15 protein-coding genes and 2 tRNA genes are annotated in these 16,163 nt (G+C 66.9%); 8 read left to right on the top strand and 9 right to left on the bottom strand.

The genetic code is table 11. From position 1 onward, the window contains the following. The first annotated feature begins 104 nt into the window (after positions 1–104). Positions 105–1,337: an Ig-like domain-containing protein gene (locus GVY39_RS13475; RefSeq protein ID WP_159924166.1), complete on the top strand. Its 1,233-nt coding sequence runs from the start codon at positions 105–107 to the stop codon at positions 1,335–1,337. A gap of 114 nt (positions 1,338–1,451) precedes the next feature. On the opposite strand, the gene GVY39_RS13470 is transcribed toward GVY39_RS13475, so the two are convergent. Further along, positions 1,452–1,527, bottom strand: a tRNA-His gene (locus GVY39_RS13470). A gap of 55 nt (positions 1,528–1,582) precedes the next feature. After that, entirely contained in the window at positions 1,583–2,221 is a 639-nt protein-coding gene (gene orn / locus GVY39_RS13465; RefSeq protein ID WP_283780061.1) for an oligoribonuclease, read from the bottom strand. A 203-nt stretch (positions 2,222–2,424) separates the two neighbouring features. Between orn and GVY39_RS13460 the strand changes: the two genes are divergently transcribed. Next, a complete protein-coding gene (locus tag GVY39_RS13460; protein WP_159924162.1) occupies positions 2,425–4,122 on the top strand; it encodes a helicase HerA-like domain-containing protein in 1,698 nt (565 codons plus the stop codon). A 113-nt stretch (positions 4,123–4,235) separates the two neighbouring features. On the opposite strand, the gene cmrA is transcribed toward GVY39_RS13460, so the two are convergent. Genes cmrA through GVY39_RS13445 form a run of 3 tightly spaced genes read right to left on the bottom strand, consistent with a single transcriptional unit; the run spans position 4,236 to position 7,707 of the window. Next, positions 4,236–5,039, bottom strand: a complete 804-nt coding sequence (cmrA, locus tag GVY39_RS13455) for a mycolate reductase (RefSeq protein ID WP_159924160.1) — start codon at positions 5,037–5,039, stop codon at positions 4,236–4,238. 58 nt (positions 5,040–5,097) lie between these two features. Beyond that, positions 5,098–7,128: an NADPH-dependent 2,4-dienoyl-CoA reductase gene (locus GVY39_RS13450; RefSeq protein ID WP_159924158.1), complete on the bottom strand. Its 2,031-nt coding sequence runs from the start codon at positions 7,126–7,128 to the stop codon at positions 5,098–5,100. Positions 7,129–7,149: 21 nt separating this feature from the next. Continuing rightward, positions 7,150–7,707 (bottom strand): PadR family transcriptional regulator, encoded by a 558-nt coding sequence (locus GVY39_RS13445; RefSeq protein ID WP_159924156.1) that lies wholly within the window; start codon positions 7,705–7,707, stop codon positions 7,150–7,152. Positions 7,708–7,876: 169 nt separating this feature from the next. Here GVY39_RS13445 and GVY39_RS13440 point away from each other — a divergent pair, with 169 nt between their 5' ends. Continuing rightward, entirely contained in the window at positions 7,877–9,241 is a 1,365-nt protein-coding gene (locus tag GVY39_RS13440) for an MFS transporter (protein WP_159924154.1), read from the top strand. A 28-nt stretch (positions 9,242–9,269) separates the two neighbouring features. Here the strand turns inward: GVY39_RS13440 and GVY39_RS13435 are convergent, their stop codons facing one another. Then, positions 9,270–9,722, bottom strand: coding sequence for a TetR family transcriptional regulator (locus GVY39_RS13435; protein WP_236565442.1), 453 nt, complete (start codon positions 9,720–9,722; stop codon positions 9,270–9,272). A gap of 170 nt (positions 9,723–9,892) precedes the next feature. Here GVY39_RS13435 and GVY39_RS13430 point away from each other — a divergent pair, with 170 nt between their 5' ends. The 3 genes from GVY39_RS13430 to GVY39_RS13420 are packed head-to-tail and all read left to right on the top strand — an operon-like array spanning position 9,893 to position 12,497. Next, positions 9,893–11,014 (top strand): ferredoxin reductase, encoded by a 1,122-nt coding sequence (locus GVY39_RS13430; RefSeq protein WP_159924150.1) that lies wholly within the window; start codon positions 9,893–9,895, stop codon positions 11,012–11,014. Positions 11,015–11,033: 19 nt separating this feature from the next. Beyond that, entirely contained in the window at positions 11,034–12,182 is a 1,149-nt protein-coding gene (locus GVY39_RS13425; protein WP_159924148.1) for an acyl-CoA desaturase, read from the top strand. Next, positions 12,183–12,497 (top strand): hypothetical protein, encoded by a 315-nt coding sequence (locus GVY39_RS13420; protein WP_159924146.1) that lies wholly within the window; start codon positions 12,183–12,185, stop codon positions 12,495–12,497. It abuts the gene before it with no gap. Here the strand turns inward: GVY39_RS13420 and GVY39_RS13415 are convergent, their stop codons facing one another. After that, positions 12,498–13,046: a DUF4254 domain-containing protein gene (locus GVY39_RS13415; protein WP_236565441.1), complete on the bottom strand. Its 549-nt coding sequence runs from the start codon at positions 13,044–13,046 to the stop codon at positions 12,498–12,500. Positions 13,047–13,417: 371 nt separating this feature from the next. Here GVY39_RS13415 and GVY39_RS13410 point away from each other — a divergent pair, with 371 nt between their 5' ends. Next, positions 13,418–13,738 (top strand): hypothetical protein, encoded by a 321-nt coding sequence (locus GVY39_RS13410; RefSeq protein ID WP_159924144.1) that lies wholly within the window; start codon positions 13,418–13,420, stop codon positions 13,736–13,738. 461 nt (positions 13,739–14,199) lie between these two features. Then, the gene (locus tag GVY39_RS13405; protein WP_159924142.1) at positions 14,200–14,877 is read left to right on the top strand and encodes a DUF4389 domain-containing protein; all 678 of its coding nucleotides are present in this window, start codon (positions 14,200–14,202) and stop codon (positions 14,875–14,877) included. Between the two features lie 85 nt (positions 14,878–14,962). Here GVY39_RS13405 and GVY39_RS13400 read toward each other — a convergent pair whose 3' ends face one another. Then, positions 14,963–15,781 (bottom strand): class II glutamine amidotransferase, encoded by an 819-nt coding sequence (locus tag GVY39_RS13400; protein WP_159924140.1) that lies wholly within the window; start codon positions 15,779–15,781, stop codon positions 14,963–14,965. Between the two features lie 269 nt (positions 15,782–16,050). Continuing rightward, positions 16,051–16,124 (bottom strand) — tRNA-Arg (locus GVY39_RS13395). Between the last annotated feature and the right edge of the window lie 39 nt (positions 16,125–16,163).

Raw genomic sequence — 16,163 nt, 5'->3', positions numbered from 1 at the left:
ATTGTGGTTGAGACCGCCCGCTGCACGGCGGGGTGAGGGCGTGGCGGTCCATCCGAAGCCATCGGTGTGTCCTGGAGCACCGAGACTTTGAAACGGGGTTGGAGATGATTGGTGGTCAGGGTCGGCGCAAGCCGGCCGCACGGTGGTCGATGCGCAAGATCGCGGGGCCGGTGATCGTCGTCGCCGTCGCAGCACTGGCGTTGACGGGATGTTCGGCATCCGACGCCACCGATGCGGCGCAGGTGGCCATCGACCGCAACCCCATCACCGAATTGATCAAGCCCAAGCTGCTGTCGCCGGTGAAGGACGGGGAGGTCGGCGTCTCGCCGGGCGTCCCGATGGCGTTCAAGGTGGAGGACGGCAAGTTCACCGATGTGACGTTGACCAGCCCCCAGGGCAAGTCGGTGAACGGCAGGCTCGCCGCCGACGGGCGATCGTGGGAGACCACCGAGGTACTCGGCTACGGCAAGACCTACCGTCTGAAGGCCGACGCGATCGGGCTCGGCGGCGCGAACTCGGCGACGCTGAGCTTCACCACGAGCTCGCCCGGAAACCAGACCAAGCCCTACCTGATCCCGGGTGAGGGGGAGGTGGTCGGTATCGGCCAGCCGGTGGCCATCCAGTTCGACGAGAACATTCCCGACCGCAAGGCCGCGCAGTCCGCGATCAAAATCACCACCGAGCCGCCGGTCGAGGGCGCGTTCTACTGGGTGAACAACCGCGAGGTGCGGTGGCGGCCGGAGCATTTCTGGGCTCCGGGGACGAAAGTCACCATCGACGTGAACGTCTATGGGCGTGATCTCGGTAACGGTCTGTACGGCCAGGACAACATCCACTCGTTCTTCACCATCGGCGACGCGGTGATCTTCACCGCCGACGACGACACCAAGCAGGTGACCGTCGAGCAGAACGGTCAGGTGATCCGGACCATGCCGACCTCGATGGGCAAGGACAGCACGCCCACCGACAACGGCATCTACATCGTCGCCGACCGGCACGAGAAGATCATCATGGATTCCTCCACCTACGGCGTAGCGGTCAACTCGGCAGACGGGTACCGGACGCCGGTGGACTTCGCCACGCGGCTGTCCTACAGCGGCATCTTCTTCCACTCGGCGCCGTGGTCGGTCGGTGCGCAGGGCTACAGCAACACCAGTCACGGCTGCCTGAACCTCAGTCCGGCGAACGCGCAGTGGGTCTATCAGAACGCCAAGCGCGGTGACATCACGATCGTGAAGAACACCGTGGGCGGCACCTTGTCCGGCGTAGACGGGCTGGGTGACTGGAACATTCCGTGGTCGGTCTGGAAGGCGGGCAACGCGGACGACAATCGCTGAGCCGAAGACAGACGCCGAACGGGCCACCGGAGCGAATCCGGTGGCCCGTTCGGCGTTTCCGGGGAAAGAAAAAAGGCCCGGGTGGCTCCGATCTCTCGGAGCCACCCGGACCACTGGGGTGAGCGACGGGACTCGAACCCGCGACAGCCAGGATCACAACCTGGTGCTCTACCAACTGAACTACGCTCACCATCGCCGGTGAACAACCGGCGGGCTAGATATTAGCGTGTCTACCCGCCGACTCCCTAATCGGTTTCTGGCGAGCCGTTGACCTGGGCTGATTCGGTCCGCTCGACGGTGATCTCGGATACCTCGGCGGCGATGGCGGCGATCTCGATGGTGGAGGGGCCGGGCGGGGCGACGAACGCGGTACGCCGGTAGTACTCCAGCTCCCGGATGGACTCCTGGATGTCGGCCAGCGCGCGGTGGCTCAAGCCTTTCTCCGGCTGGCCGAAGTAGATGCGCGGGTACCAGCGGCGGCACAGCTCCTTGATCGAACTGACGTCGACCATCCGGTAGTGCAGGTGTGCGTCCAGCAGGGGCATGTCCCTGGCGATGAAACCGCGATCGGTGGCGATCGAGTTACCGGCCAGCGGCACGGTGCGCGGCGTGGGGATGTACTGGCGGATGTAGTCGAGCACGCGCTGCTCGGCCTCTTCGAGGGTGACGGTGGAGCGACGGACCTCCTCGGTCAGCCCGGAGCGCGCGTGCATCTCGGCGACGACCGCGGGCATCGCGGCCAGCGCGTCGTCGTCGGCGTGGATGACGATGTCCACGCCCTCGCCGAGGATGTTGAGATCGCTGTCGGTCACGAGCGCGGCCACCTCGATCAGCTTGTCGCTGTCCAAGCGCAAGCCGGTCATCTCGCAATCCATCCACACCATGTATTTGTCGGACACTCGTGCAACATTAGCCGGGTGCTGGTCCCGTGCCCGCGGTACGGCACGGCAATCGCGCAGCTGCCGATGCGCCCTCCAACCTGACCGGCAGGGATACAGTTGGTCTCAGATCGGCACATGGTGTTTCGGTGTGACAGGCAAACACTGCGTAAAGCAGTCGGAGCCGAATCCGGACGACAGGACGTGCGATGACCACCCCTCAGGAGAAGGCCGCCGCGGCGCGCAGGGCCGCCGACGAAGCGGCGCGCATCGCAGCGGAGGCAGCCGCCGCCGCGGAGGCCGCCGAACGTGAACTCGCCGAGCGAACGGCGGTCGGCGCGGCGGACGACGCGCGACACGACGAACCGGTCGGCGAGCGCGAAGACGTGCCCGCCGCGCGGCAGATCGCCGCGGGCTACGCATTCGAAGGCGCCGCGCTGGAGCTGGGCGCCGTCGTGGTCGACGGGACGGTGGATCCCACCGCGCGCGTCCGTATCCCGATACGGATGACGAACCGGCACGGTCTGGTCGCCGGAGCGACCGGCACGGGGAAGACCAAGACCCTCCAATGCATCGCGGAGCAGTTGTCGAGCGCCGGGGTGCCTGTGGTGCTGGCCGACATCAAAGGTGACCTGTCCGGCTTGTGCGAGCCGGGGCAGCTCAGTGACAAGCTCGCCGCGCGCATCGCGGAGACCGGCGCCACGGAATGGGCGCCGACCGGCTTTCCGACCGAATTCGTCTCGCTGGGCACCACCGGGACCGGGCTCCCGATCCGCGCGACGATCAGCTCCTTCGGCCCGGTGCTGCTGAGCAAGGTGCTCGAGCTGAACGAGACACAGGAATCCACCCTCGGCCTGATCTTCCACTGGGCCGACCGAAACGGCCTCGCGCTGCTGGATCTGAAGGACCTGCGCGCCGTGATCACCCATCTGACCAGCCCGGAGGGCAAGCAGGACCTGAAGGGTATCGGCGGGGTCTCCGCGGCCACCGCGGGAGTGATCCTGCGAGCCCTGGTGAACCTGGAGGCCGACGGCGGCGACACGTTCTTCGGCGAGCCCGAACTCGACCCGGCAGACCTGGTGCGGGTCGTGGACGGCAAGGGGGTGATCACGCTGTTCGAGCTCGGCGCGCAGGCGGCGCGGCCGGTGATGTTCTCCACCTTCCTGATGTGGGTGCTCGCCGACCTGTTCCAGACGCTGCCGGAGGTCGGCGACGTGGACAAGCCCCAATTGGTCTTCATCTTCGACGAGGCGCACCTGCTTTTCTCCGACGCCTCCAAGGCTTTCTCGGAGCAGGTGGAGCAGACCGTGAAGCTGATCCGGTCCAAAGGCGTGGGCGTGTTCTTCTGCACCCAGCTGCCCACCGACATCCCGAACCAGGTGCTCTCCCAGCTCGGGGCCCGCATTCAGCACGCGCTGCGCGCGTTCACCCCTGACGACCAGAAAGCGCTGTCGAAGACCGTCCGCACCTACCCCAGGACCGGTGTCTACGACTTGGAGCAGGCGCTGACCTCTCTCGGCACCGGCGAGGCGATCGTGACCGTCCTCTCCGAAGAGGGCGCGCCGACGCCGGTGGCATGGACCAGGATTCGGCCGCCTCGTTCACTGATGGACACCATCGGCGCGGACGCGATCAAATCGCGGGCCTTGTCCAGCCCGTTGGCCTCGAAGTACGGCCGGACCATCGACCGGGAGTCGGCTTATGAACTGCTCGCCGCGAAAGTCGCCGCCGCGGCGCCGGAACCGGAGCCCGCTTCCGTGCCCGGCCGTGCCGCGACCCGCACGGAGGAGGAGTCCGCAGCCGAGCGGATCATGAAGAATCCGGCCGTGCGCAGCTTCCTGCGTTCGGCCGCCGGCGCGGCCGGTCGTCAGATCACCCGCAGTCTGTTCGGCACCAGGCGCCGCTGAACGGTCGAGGTCGGATGCGGGTCAGCGGCGATGTCGCGGGCGGCCCCGCGTACCGGTTTCTTGGAAGTGCCCATACCGGACGGCGATGAACGGAGGCCGACCGACTTGTCGGCTCAGCTGCCGAGCTTCTTGTAGAACGCGCCCGCGATGGGTGCGGTGACCGCGCGCGGGCCGTACTGGCCTGCCACGCTCATCCCCTTGCTGATCAGGCCGGGAACCACGCGCATCTTGTTGCGGGCGAGCGCGTCGATGGACACCTTGGCGGTGGCATCCGAGGAGACCCACATGAAGTCGGGCACCATCCGGTCGACGATGGAGGCTTCCGCCGGGTCCGGTGTCTCGGTGCGCACCGGTCCGGGCGCCAGCAGCGTGACGTGCACGCCGGAGCCCTTCAGCTCGCCGCGCAGCGACTCGGAGAAGGTGTTGGCGAACGCCTTGCTCGCGGCGTAGGTGGCGTTGTTCGGGATCGGCATGTTGCCCGCGGCCGAACCGCTGATCAGGATGCCGCCGCCCCCGCGGGCGAGCATGCCGGGCAGCACGGCCAGGGTCAGGTCGTGCACCGCGACGGCATTGAGCTCCATCTGCGCGCGCTCGTAGGCCGGATCGAGTTCGGCGACCGCGCCGAAGGTCGCGATGCCCGCGTTGTTGCACAGGATGGCGATGTCGCGGGCGGCCAGTTCCTCCACCAGCGCGCCACGTTGGTCGCGGTCGGCCAGGTCGACGGGGCGTACCTCGGCGGTGATGCCGTGGGCCAGGGTCAGCCGCTGCGCGAGCTCGGTGAGCAGTTCTTCGCGGCGGGCGACCAGGATCAGCGAGTAGCCGCGCGCGGCGAGTTCGGCGGCGAGCGCGGTGCCGATGCCGGAGGAGGCGCCGGTGACGACCGCGCGGTTCTCGGAGGTGGGGGAGGGCAGGCTCACCCGGTGCAGCCTAGGCGATGCGGTGGGCGGCCACGCCGACGGTGGCCGCCCGGCCCGGTCAGAGTCGCGCGGCCAGCCGGGTGCCCTGGTCGATGGCTCGTTTGGCGTCCAGTTCCGCGGCGATTTCGGCGCCGCCGATGAGATGCAGGCTGACACCGGCGGCGCGCAGCGGTGCCTCCAGATCGCGCACGGATTCCTGGCCCGCGCAGACGACGACGTTGTCGACCGGGATCACCTGCGGCCGTTGCCGTTTCTCCCCGAAGCTGATGTGCAGGCCGTGGTCGTCGATGCGTTCGTAGTTCACGCCGCCGATCTGCTCGACGCCCTTGGCTTTCAGTGCGGCGCGGTGGACCCATCCCGTGGTCTTGCCCAGATCCTTGCCGAACGGGGTCGTCTTACGTTGCAGCAGGACGACTTCGCGTGCCGCGGGAGCGGGCTTGGGCGCAGTGAGCTGTCCCCGGACCTGCTCGTCGTCGGAGGTGACGCCCCACTCCTCCTTCCACTCGTCGAGCTTGAGCGTGGGATGGCCCTCGACGGTGAGGAATTCGCTCACGTCGTACCCGATGCCGCCCGCGCCGATCACGGCGACGCGTTTGCCGACCGGCTTCTCCGCACGGACCAGTTCGGCGTACGACAACACCATGGGGTGGTCGATACCCGGGATGTCGGGGATGCGCGGCTGCACACCGGTGGCGAGCACCACCTCGTCATAACCTCCCGCGATGAGTTCGTCGGCGCCGACCCGCTTGTTCAGATGCACGGTGACGCCGGTGAGCTCGAGCATCCGGTTGTAGTAGCGGATCGATTCGGTGAACTCCTCCTTGCCGGGGATGCGGCGGGCGATGTCGAACTGGCCGCCGATCTTGTCGTCGGCCTCGAACAGCTCGACGCGGTGGCCGCGTTCGGCGAGGTTCACCGCGGCCGAGAGCCCGGCCGGTCCCGCGCCTACCACGGCGACGCGCTTGGTGCGGCGGGTCGGCAGCAGTTTCAGCTCGGTCTCATGGCCTGCGCGCGGGTTGAGCAGGCAGGACACGGTCTTGCGTACGAAAGCGTGGTCCAGGCAGGCTTGGTTGCACGCGATGCAGGTGTTGATCTCGTCGACGCGACTTTGCGCGGCCTTGTTCACCCATTCCGGGTCGGCGAGGAAGGGCCGGGCCAGCGAGACGAGCTGCGCGTCACCCCGGGTGAGGATCTCCTCGGCCACCTCGGGCATGTTGATCCGGTTGGACGCGCACACCGGAATGTTCACCTGCGCGGTGATCTTCGCGGTGAACTCGACGAAGGCAGCGCGGGGCACCGAGGTCACGATGGTGGGCACCCGCGCTTCGTGCCAGCCGATATCGGTGTTCAGGATGTTCACCCCGGCGGCTTCGAGTTCCTTTGCCAGCGCGACGATCTCGTCGAAGGTCTGGCCTTTCTCCACCAGCTCGGCCATGGATAGCCGGAACACGATGATGAAGTCCGGTCCGACCGCCGCGCGGGTGCGGCGCACGATCTCCACCGCGATCCGGCGCCGGTTCTCCGGCGAACCGCCCCACGCGTCGGTGCGCTTGTTGGTGCGCGGTGCGAGGAATTGGTTGATGAAATAGCCTTCACCGCCCATGATCTCGCAGCCGTCGTACCCGGCGAACTGGGCCAGCTTCGCGCAGCGAGCATAGTCATCGATGGTGCGCTCGATGCCCTTGACCGACAGTGCGCGCGGCCGGAACGGGTTGATCGGCGCCTTGATCGACGACGCCGACACACTGCCCGGCATGTAGGAGTAGCGGCCCGCGTGCAGGATCTGGATGGCGATCTTGCCGCCGTGTTCGTGCACGGCTCTGGTGATGGCCCGATGCCGGTACGCCTCGGTCTTGTTGGTCAGCTTGGCGCCGAAGGGCAGCAGCCAGCCCGCGCGGTTGGGGGCGTAGCCGCCGGTGATGATCAGGCCCGCGCCGCCGCGTGCGCGTTCGGCGAAGTAGGCGGCCAGCTTGTTGGTATCCCAGGCCCGGTCCTCCAGCCCGGTATGCATCGAACCCATCACCACGCGGTTGCGCAACGCGGTGAAGCCGAGGTCGAGCGGCTCGGACAAATGGGGGAAGGAACTCATCGGTGAGGTCGCCTTTCTCCGTCAATCCGCGCGCGGGGCTGACGCGCGCGGGTGCAGTGCTTGCAGAACTTCGTCGCACCATTCGACGAACCCCGACTCCACGCGGATGCCCGCGCGCAGGACGAGGTACTGGTGCAGGGCCGTCCCGGTGAGCTGTTCCGGGGCGGGGAAGTCGCGTTTCTCGATGTGGCGGTACAGCTCGAGCCGCTGGGCGTGCTGGTCACGATGGCGAGCCACCTCGGCGCGCAACGCGGTGACGTCGCCGTAGGCGGCGGCGCGGATCTTCACCGCGAGTTCGTTGCGCGGGGTGCCGGAGTCGCTCGGTGCGGCGATCCAGCGCGCGAGTTCGGCGCGCCCCGCCTCGCTGACCGAGTACACCTTCTTGTCCGGCCTGCCCTCCTGCGTCACCGACTCGCCGTCGACCCAGCCGGACTCCTCCATGCGCTTGAGGACGCGATAGATCTGCTGATGGGTCGCGCTCCAGAAGTAGCCGATGGACTTGTCGAAGCGGCGCGCGAGCTCGTATCCCGAGCCGGCGCGCTCGGTCAGCGATACCAGCAGCGCATGCTCGAGTGCCATGCGGTGAGGATAGTCGTGACACTCGGTACTATGCAACTAGGTGCATAGGGAACGTGTGTTCCAGGATCGCGGCGAGCCGGTCGCGAGGGGGCGGGCCGCTGATCATCTCCGCTCGGGTCGATGCGGTTTCGGCCGGACTCACGCGGTCGCGCGCATTAAGCTGCGCGGCATGACCGAGGTGAACGCTCAGGCGACGGTCGGACAGGCTGCCGGGCGCGGGCAAGTGGTGGCGTGGGGGCTGTGGGATTGGGGGTCTTCGGCATTCAACGCCGTGATCCTCACATTCGTGTTCTCGGTGTATCTCACCGACACGGTGGGCGACGACCTGCCCGGCGGTGTTTCCGCCAGTGCGTGGCTCGGGTGGTCGCTGGGAATCGCGGGCCTGATCGTGGCGTTGACGGCGCCGATCAGCGGACAGCGCTTCGACGCCTCGGCGAAACGCAAACGCTCCCTCGCCGCGCTGACCGCGCTCACCATCGCCGCGATGACCTTGATGTTCTTCGTACACGACGACTATCGCGACCTGTGGCTCGGACTGGTGCTGCTGGCGTTCGCGTCGACCTGCTTCGAGCTGTCGAACGTGCCGTACAACGCGATGCTGCGGCAGGTGTCCACGCCACAGACCGTCGGCCGCGTCTCCGGATTCGGCTGGGCGATGGGTTATTTCGGTGGCATCTTCTTGCTGTTGATCTGCTATTTCGGCTTCATCGCCGGTGACGGCGACAATCGCGGTTTGCTCGGTGTGCCCACCGACGACGGGCTCAACATCCGGCTGGTCGCCGTGCTCGCCGCCGTCTGGTTCGCCGCGTTCGCGCTGCCGGTCCTGTTCGCGGTGCCCGAAATGCCGCGGACAGACGCCGATCCCGGCGCGGCGGGCGCCGGATTCCTCGGCTCCTACCGGGTGCTGTGGCGTGATCTGCGTGAGCTGTGGCGCACCGACCGGCGCACGGTGGGTTTCCTGGTCGCCAGCGCGGTGTTCCGTGACGGTCTGGCCGGGGTGTTCACCTTCGGCGCGGTGCTCGCCGTACGGGTCTACGGCATCGCCGACTCGGACGTGCTGCTGTTCGGCATCGCCGCCAACGTCGTCGCGGCGCTGGGCGCCATCGTCGCGGGACGCTTCGACGACCGGGTCGGGCCGAAGGTCGTCATCGTGGTGTCGCTGGCCGCCATGCTGGTGTGGGGGCTGGCGCTGCTGGTGGTGTCCGGCCCGTTGATGTTCTGGATTTTCGGATTGCTGCTCACCGTTTTCGTCGGTCCCGCGCAGGCGTCGGCGCGCTCGTTCCTGGCCAGGCTCGCGCCGCCGGGCCGCGAGGGCCAGCTCTTCGGCTTGTACACGACAACGGGGCGCGCGGTGTCCTTCCTCGCGCCGACGCTGTTCGGCTTGTTCGTCTGGCTGTTCGGCTCCGACCGCGCGGGTATCGCGGGACTGCTGATCGTGCTCGCGGCGGGCCTGGCGGTGCTGCTGCCGGTGCGGTCGCCGGATCCGGTCGCGCCGGACCGTGGCGCCGCCGAAGAGCCCCGGTCAGCCGCGTGAGATCCGCGGCGAGCGGCCGAGCGCCGGATCAGCGCCGGTTCGGCGGCCGCCAGCTGCCCATGCCGAGTGCGATCAACCGCATCTGCTGCACGGTGCGGTCGATGATCGCCTGCTCCTGGCGCAGCGCCGCCGACCCGCCGTGGCGCTCCCTGGTCAGGAAACCGAACAGATCGCGCTTGGGGCCGACCTGCGCGAACACGAATCGCACCGTGTCCGACAGGCTCGCCTCGGCGTTGCGGCGGACTTCGCGCAACGCCAGCCGCAGTGCGGTGACGCCGTCATCGACCAGCGTGGCGCCGAGGTCCTCCAGCGACGCGAAATGCCGGTAGAAGGCTGTCGGCACGATCCCTGCCGAGCGGGCGATCTCCCGCAGGCTGAGCGCGGCGAATCCGCGCTCCGCGGCCAACGCGAGGGTGCCGTCCAGCAGTGCCTGCCTGGTCCGCTCCTTGCGCTCGCCTCGGGTCGCCGCCTGCTCGCTCATTCCGGTGAGCATACATCCGTTCACCATTCGACCTATCCATAGATGTAGTTCGAGTCACACGTTTCGCCGGTTGACACCTAACCCCGGGTATCCGTCACACTAGTTTAGTGTACAGACGTGCACTGAAAATTGATTGCACGTCGTCAGCCCGACAAGAGGCACGGAGAACAATGGTGGATCTCATCAACCTGGTGCAGACCCTGACCTCGCCACACCCGCTGGACCGGTATCTGGAGCTGGTCCGTCCCACTCTCACCGTGCGGGACATGCGGGCCGAAATCACCCATGTGCGCCGCTCGGCGCCGGGTTCGGTGACGCTCACGCTGCGCCCGACCCGGCAGTGGAAAGGCCACGTCGCAGGACAGTACGTCCAGATCGGCGTGGTGATCGATGGCGTGCGGCACACGCGGTGCTATTCGCCGGTCAATCCGGAAGGCGGTCGGGATCGCCACATCCAACTGACCGTGAAGGCGCATCCGGGCGGCTTGGTGTCGCAGTTCCTCTACCACCACGCCGCCCCCGGCATGGTGGTCGACCTGACGCCCGCCGAGGGCGTGTTCCGCCTGCCCGAGCCGCGTCCGAAGCGCATGCTGCTGATCAGCGGCGGCAGCGGCATCACGCCGGTGCTGTCCATGCTGCGCACGCTCGCCGAGGAGAACCATCCGGGCGAGGTCGTGTTCCTGCACTACGCGAAGTCGCCCGGGGTGCTGCCGCACCGAGCCGAACTGGACGCGATCACGCAGCGGCACCCGAACTTCCGCATCGAGCTGCGGTATCCGCATCGGGCGCAGGACGTGGCGCCACGGGTCGACCCCGGCGCGCCGTGGGTGGACCTGGCCCGTCCGAAGACCGGCGGATATTTCGACTACGACGAACTGGAGCGCGTCGCGCCTTGGTTCGCCGACGCGCAGACCTATGTCTGCGGCCCGCAGTCGCTGATGGACGCGGTGCGGACGATCTATCAGGCCGAGCAGCTGGAAGACCGGCTGCACACCGAGGAGTTCACGCTGTCGGTCGCACCGGCCGACACCGCGGACGCTCATGGCACGGTGAGCTTCTCGGCCAGCGGGTTGAGCGCGCAGAACAACGGCGCCAGCCTGCTCGAGCAGGCCGAATCCGCCGGACTGAGTCCCGAGTACGGCTGCCGCATGGGGATCTGCTTCTCCTGCACGGCGGTACGCCGCTCCGGCTGCACGCGCAATCTGCGCACCGGCGAAACCGACAGTGACCCCGACCAGCCGATCCAGCTGTGCATCAGCGCGCCGGTCGGCGACGTCGAGGTCGACATCTGATTACGAAGGGGAGCCAATCATGACCATACTGACCGAAACCGAGAACGGACCGCTGGTCCTGAGCCCGGACCAGATCGAGGAACTCGGCCGGGAACTCGATGAACTGCGCGCCGCGATCGTCGCCGACCTGGGCGAGCGCGACCGGGAATACCTGTACTCGATCATCAAGGCGCAGCGCGGGTTCGAGATCGCCGGGCGCGGCCTGATGTATCTCGGCTTCCTTCCGCCGGTCTGGCTGGCCGCGGTGGCGGCGCTGAGTGTGTCGAAAATCCTGGACAACATGGAGATCGGCCACAACGTCATGCACGGCCAGTACGACTGGATGCGCGAGCCCGGGCTGAACTCCCGGGTGTTCGAGTGGGACACGGTCTGCCCGGCCGACCAGTGGAAGCACTCGCACAACTACTTGCACCACACCTACACCAACATCCACAACAAGGACCGCGACATCGGCTACTCGATCCTTCGTATGGACGAGGCCCAGGAGTGGAACGTGCTGCGGCTCGGGCAGCCGGTGTACGCCTTCGTGCTCATGATGCTGTTCGAGTGGGGCGTGATGGGCCACGACCTCGAGGTCGAGAACATCCTGGCGGGCAAGAAGAAGTGGCCCGAGGTCAAGAAGCTGCTCTTGGGCCAGTGGCGCAAGGCGGGCAGGCAGGTGCTCAAGGACTACCTCGTGTTCCCCGCTCTGACCGGTCCGCTGTTCTTCCACACGCTGGCGGGCAACGCCACCGCCAACCTGGTGCGCAACGTGTGGGCCTTCGCCATCATCTTCTGCGGTCACTTCCCGACCGGCGTACAGACGTTCACCGAGGAGGAGACCGCGGACGAGACCCGCGGCGAGTGGTACATCCGGCAGATGCTCGGCTCGGCGAACATCACCGGAAGCAAGCTGTTCCACATCATGTCCGGCAATTTGTCGCACCAGATCGAACACCACCTGTTTCCGGACCTGCCCGCGAGCCGTTATCCGGAGATGGCGCCGACCGTGCGCGCATTGTGTGAAAAGTACGGTTTGCCGTACAACGCCGGCCCGCTCGGTAAGCAGATCGGCTCGGTGTGGAAGAAGATCTTCAAACTGGCACTGCCGCCTCGCTGGGTCGAGAGCGAGCCGTCTCCCGGTGTTATCGTGATGCGACAGCCGAAGGCGAGCGAAGCGGGCGTGTGAATGATCGGGAAATTCGAAAGCAACAAGGATCTCATTCAGGAATTGACGTCCTCCGGCGCCCGGCATGTCGGCAATATCGCCAACATCATCACGGGCACCGTCGCCGAGGTCACCCGGGAGATCGGTGAGTGGATCACCGACGCGATCGAGATGAACGAGGCGGCGGCCGCGGCTCGTCGGGACGCGGAGCAGCGGGATCCCGATCGCGACCTCGGTGACCAGACCGAGGCCACGGTCACGAAGCCGCCGGTCGGCGAGCCGGAGGGGTTCCTCGACGCCGAGGTCGTCGAGCCGGGGGTCGAAGAGCCGCGCTGATCACCACACCGGCAGCCTGCGCCGGTGTTCGATGACGTCGGTGATCAGATCCTGATAGCCGTCGATCAGTTCGGCCAGCCGGGTCCATCGCAGGTGGGCTTCCCCGCCCACCTGCGCGGCACCCGGCGCAGGCGTGACCTCGTCACCCAAATAGTGCCGAGCCGCAACCCATTTCGCCGCGATCCGATCGATGACCGCGCCGAGTGTCTCGGTGTGCAGGGATGCGCCCTGGCGGTGCGGCACGTTCGCGGCGACCCACGCGTCGATACGTCCGATCCATTCGGCGCGGCAGCCGTCGATGTCGTCCACCTGTTGGCTGCACGCCGCGACGAGGGTGTTGGACGCCCCCGGGACGTGTGCTCGTTCGAGCGCCCGCTGCCGTCGCTCGTGGCAGTCGACGAGTTCGCGCGCCGCGTGCAGCACGCTGTGCCGGTGCTGGTTCTCACCGGGTTCGCGAATCGCGCGAAGCACCGCCGCGGACGACGGCAGCTCTTCGGTGCCGAAACTGCGCTGAGCGTATTCGGTGTGCATGGCATACCTCTGCGACACGATGAATCCTGGGTACGCCAGGGCCGAGGGGGATTTCGGGAGGGGCGCCCCTCGGCTCCGGCGCAGTCCCGCACCCGGCTGCCATCCCACGTTCCACCGGCACGGCAGAGAAACCGGGAAATCCGCGACGATGCGAGAGAAGACGGTCCGAGAAAATCGGGACACTTTCAGGAAAGCGCGGTAGCCGAACCCGCGCAATACTCTGGTGTACGAATCCGGCAGCTGCCGGGAAATCGTTATGTTCCGTTACGGATCGGTCACCCGGACCCGCCCCCGTGGTGGTACGTCTTCGAATTCACCGAGCGCATGCGCGGCAACCGATTCGATGCGACCGCTGCGCGTCGCAGCCCGATCCGCTAGCCTCGGTGTTCGTGCCCGCCTACGTGTCATCGCCCGAGTTGACATTCGGCTTCATGTTCGCGCTGGAAGACCCCGAGCGAATCGCGGAGGTCGTGCGCAATCTGATCGTCCGCAAGACCGTCTCGGTCTTCCGTCTCGCCCGGCTGTCCGACGACGACGGCCCGCCGGAGCGCTACGTGGTCAACTGGGCGGTCATCCCGCAGATCTCGATCACCACCGCAGCGCCGGATCAAGAGGAATTGCGAGCCACCCGCACCATGCTGGTCAACGCCTTCCTCAGTGAAGAAGGCGAGGTCAGCCTGTATTCGGCGCAGTCGAGCGGGCCCGCCTGACCGGGCCGTCCGTCGTAGCTGGAGCGCGGCGAGGAGTGCCACCGATCCGGTACGCGCATCCTCGCTCTGCCATCGTCCGCCCCGGTGAACGGTTGTGCTGAACATCGTGCACCGCAGTGTAATTCGATATACGGATTGTTTGTGACAGCGCGTGTGAAGGCTGTCGGTACGCCGACCGTCATTGCGTCGCCTGGCGGAGTCGCACCACGCGGATCCCGGAGTGAACAGCGCATCCGCGCGGAAGAACATCGAAACATCATGGGCGAAGCCAACATCCGGACACAGCAGTGATCTGAGCGAGCCATCGGCCGGTACGCACCCCCATGACCACGCCGCCGCGCACCCCGATTCGTTGGCATGTCGGTATCGGATGGTGCCGTTCGAGAACGGTTGAATGCGAGAGAATCAGCTCACCTGTACTGGTTGTGACTTCAATCACAGCAACCGGAGGAGCGTTGATCATGGAACCAGAGAAGCCCGTCGTACCGACCGCGCCGATTCGCGTTCGAGGCGATCTGGACCCCGCGTTGTCGCGGTGGATGTGGCTGGTCAAGTGGCTACTGGCCATTCCGCACTACATCGTGTTGTTCTTCCTGCACATCGCGTACGCGGTGCTCACGATCGTCGCCTTCTTCGCGATCCTCGTCACCGGCAAGTACCCGCGGCGCCTGTTCGACTTCAATGTCGGCGTCATGCGCTGGGGATGGCGGGTGGTCTTCTACGCGCTCTCGGTGCTCGGCACCGACAAGTATCCGCCGTTCAGTCTGCGGCCGAACGCCGAATACCCGGCGGACCTGGAGATCGACTACCCGGAGTCGCTGCACCGCGGTCTGGTGCTGGTGAAGTGGTGGCTGCTGGCCATTCCGCACTATTTGATCGTCGCCGCGGCAGTGAGCGGGGGTATCGCGCTCGGGATGAGTGATGGCGACGACTGGAGCGGTGGCTCGATCTCGTTGCTGAGCGTCCTGCTGCTCGTCGCGCTGATCGCGCTGCTGTTCACGGCGCGGTACCCCCAGGGCGTCTACGACTTCGTCATGGGCATCAACCGCTGGGTCATTCGCGTCCAGGCGTACGCCAGCCTGATGCGGGACGAGTACCCGCCTTTCCGTCTCGACCAGGGAGCTCGCGAGTCCGAGTGAAGCCGATGCCGCTGTGCCACCCGATCCGCCCGCTGACTCGGCGGGCGGATTCGTTGCGACACCGCCGCCGGCCCGCACAGGCGGGTCATGGAGCCACCGGCTGGAATGCCCTGACCTCCTCGTGACCGGCACGAACGACACCGGCTGCCGATTCCGGCACTTCGTTCCACGCCCCCGGCAGGTCGCGCAGCGGCTCGGAGACCACGAAGCGGGCTTCCATGCTGAGCTCCCAGAGGACTTCGACCTCCGGATGCAGCAGCCGCAGTGTTCCGATATCTGTGGAGTAGAACAAGGACCGCGACTGCCGCTCGCTGGAGTACCGGAAGAACCACATCGACGTACCGTCGGTGGTCGTGACGGTCATCTGCACCGGATCGGCGACGCCGTGCTCCCGGCCGACCTCCTCGACGAACCCGACCGCCCGGGCGACCGCGCCGAACGGGTCGTCGAAGAGGCCGAAGGTGAGCGCGAGGAAGAACAGGACCTCCGAGTCGGTGGAGCCCTCGATATCGGGATACAGGACCGGGTCGATCGCCGTGACGAGATCGCGCTTGATCTCGTGGAAGCCGCGCAGCGCTCCGTTGTGCATCCACAACCACCGCTCGTGCCGGAACGGGTGGCAGTTGCTGCGCTGGACCGCGGTCCCGGTCGACGCGCGCACGTGCGCGAAGAACAGCGGCGTGCGCACCTGCGCGGCGATCTCGCGCAGGTTCCGGTCGTTCCATGCCGGTTCGATGTTCTTGAACACCGCCGGTCGTGTGCCTTCGCCGTACCAGCCGATCCCGAAGCCGTCGCCGTTCGTGGTCGTCGCGCCGAGCCGCGAGTGCAAACTCTGGTCGATCAACGAGTGCTTCGGCCGGAACAAGAGGTCCTCGGCCCGGATCGGCTCACCCGAATAAGCCATCCACCTGCACATCCATCGATTGAAGCAGATCGAGCGGGGATGGCGGGCGGATCTGCTCAGACCGTTCGCCCGGCACCCGGGCAGCCCGTTCGGCACGGGCGCGGCGGCGGGTCCACCCATCCCGCAACCAGCTCGCAAGTCGAGCGGTAGGGCGGTGGGAGCGCGGCTTCTTTCCTCGTACGCAGAGGGAGATTTCGAAGTGTTTGAGCTTCGCGCTCGGGGGGTAATAGCACTGGAGACCCGCATAGTTGCGGGTCTCCAGTGTGCTGCGCCCCCGGCAGGAATCGAACCTGCGACCTAGGGATTAGAAGGCCCTTGCTCTATCCAACTGAGCTACGGAGGCAGCGGGTTCCACGATGGCCGACATTGGCCGCGCTGTCCA

This window comes from Nocardia sp. CY15 (genome assembly GCF_009829295.1).
Classification (GTDB): Bacteria; Actinomycetota; Actinomycetes; order Mycobacteriales; family Mycobacteriaceae; genus Nocardia; species Nocardia sputi.
This window is presented reverse-complemented; position numbering and strand designations above follow the sequence as displayed.

Excerpts from the sequence above, each read along its gene's own strand:
- GVY39_RS13420 (WP_159924146.1), top strand. The coding sequence starts at position 12,183 with ATGATCGGGAAATTCGAAAGCAACAAGGATCTCATTCAGGAATTGACG.
- GVY39_RS13405 (WP_159924142.1), top strand. The coding sequence starts at position 14,200 with ATGGAACCAGAGAAGCCCGTCGTACCGACCGCGCCGATTCGCGTTCGA.
- GVY39_RS13450 (WP_159924158.1), bottom strand. The coding sequence starts at position 7,128 with ATGAGTTCCTTCCCCCATTTGTCCGAGCCGCTCGACCTCGGCTTCACC.
- GVY39_RS13440 (WP_159924154.1), top strand. The coding sequence starts at position 7,877 with ATGACCGAGGTGAACGCTCAGGCGACGGTCGGACAGGCTGCCGGGCGC.
- GVY39_RS13445 (WP_159924156.1), bottom strand. The coding sequence starts at position 7,707 with ATGGCACTCGAGCATGCGCTGCTGGTATCGCTGACCGAGCGCGCCGGC.
- GVY39_RS13430 (WP_159924150.1), top strand. The coding sequence starts at position 9,893 with ATGGTGGATCTCATCAACCTGGTGCAGACCCTGACCTCGCCACACCCG.
- GVY39_RS13400 (WP_159924140.1), bottom strand. The coding sequence starts at position 15,781 with ATGGCTTATTCGGGTGAGCCGATCCGGGCCGAGGACCTCTTGTTCCGG.
- GVY39_RS13425 (WP_159924148.1), top strand. The coding sequence starts at position 11,034 with ATGACCATACTGACCGAAACCGAGAACGGACCGCTGGTCCTGAGCCCG.
- GVY39_RS13435 (WP_236565442.1), bottom strand. The coding sequence starts at position 9,722 with ATGAGCGAGCAGGCGGCGACCCGAGGCGAGCGCAAGGAGCGGACCAGG.
- GVY39_RS13460 (WP_159924162.1), top strand. The coding sequence starts at position 2,425 with ATGACCACCCCTCAGGAGAAGGCCGCCGCGGCGCGCAGGGCCGCCGAC.
- GVY39_RS13475 (WP_159924166.1), top strand. The coding sequence starts at position 105 with ATGATTGGTGGTCAGGGTCGGCGCAAGCCGGCCGCACGGTGGTCGATG.
- orn (WP_283780061.1), bottom strand. The coding sequence starts at position 2,221 with ATGGTGTGGATGGATTGCGAGATGACCGGCTTGCGCTTGGACAGCGAC.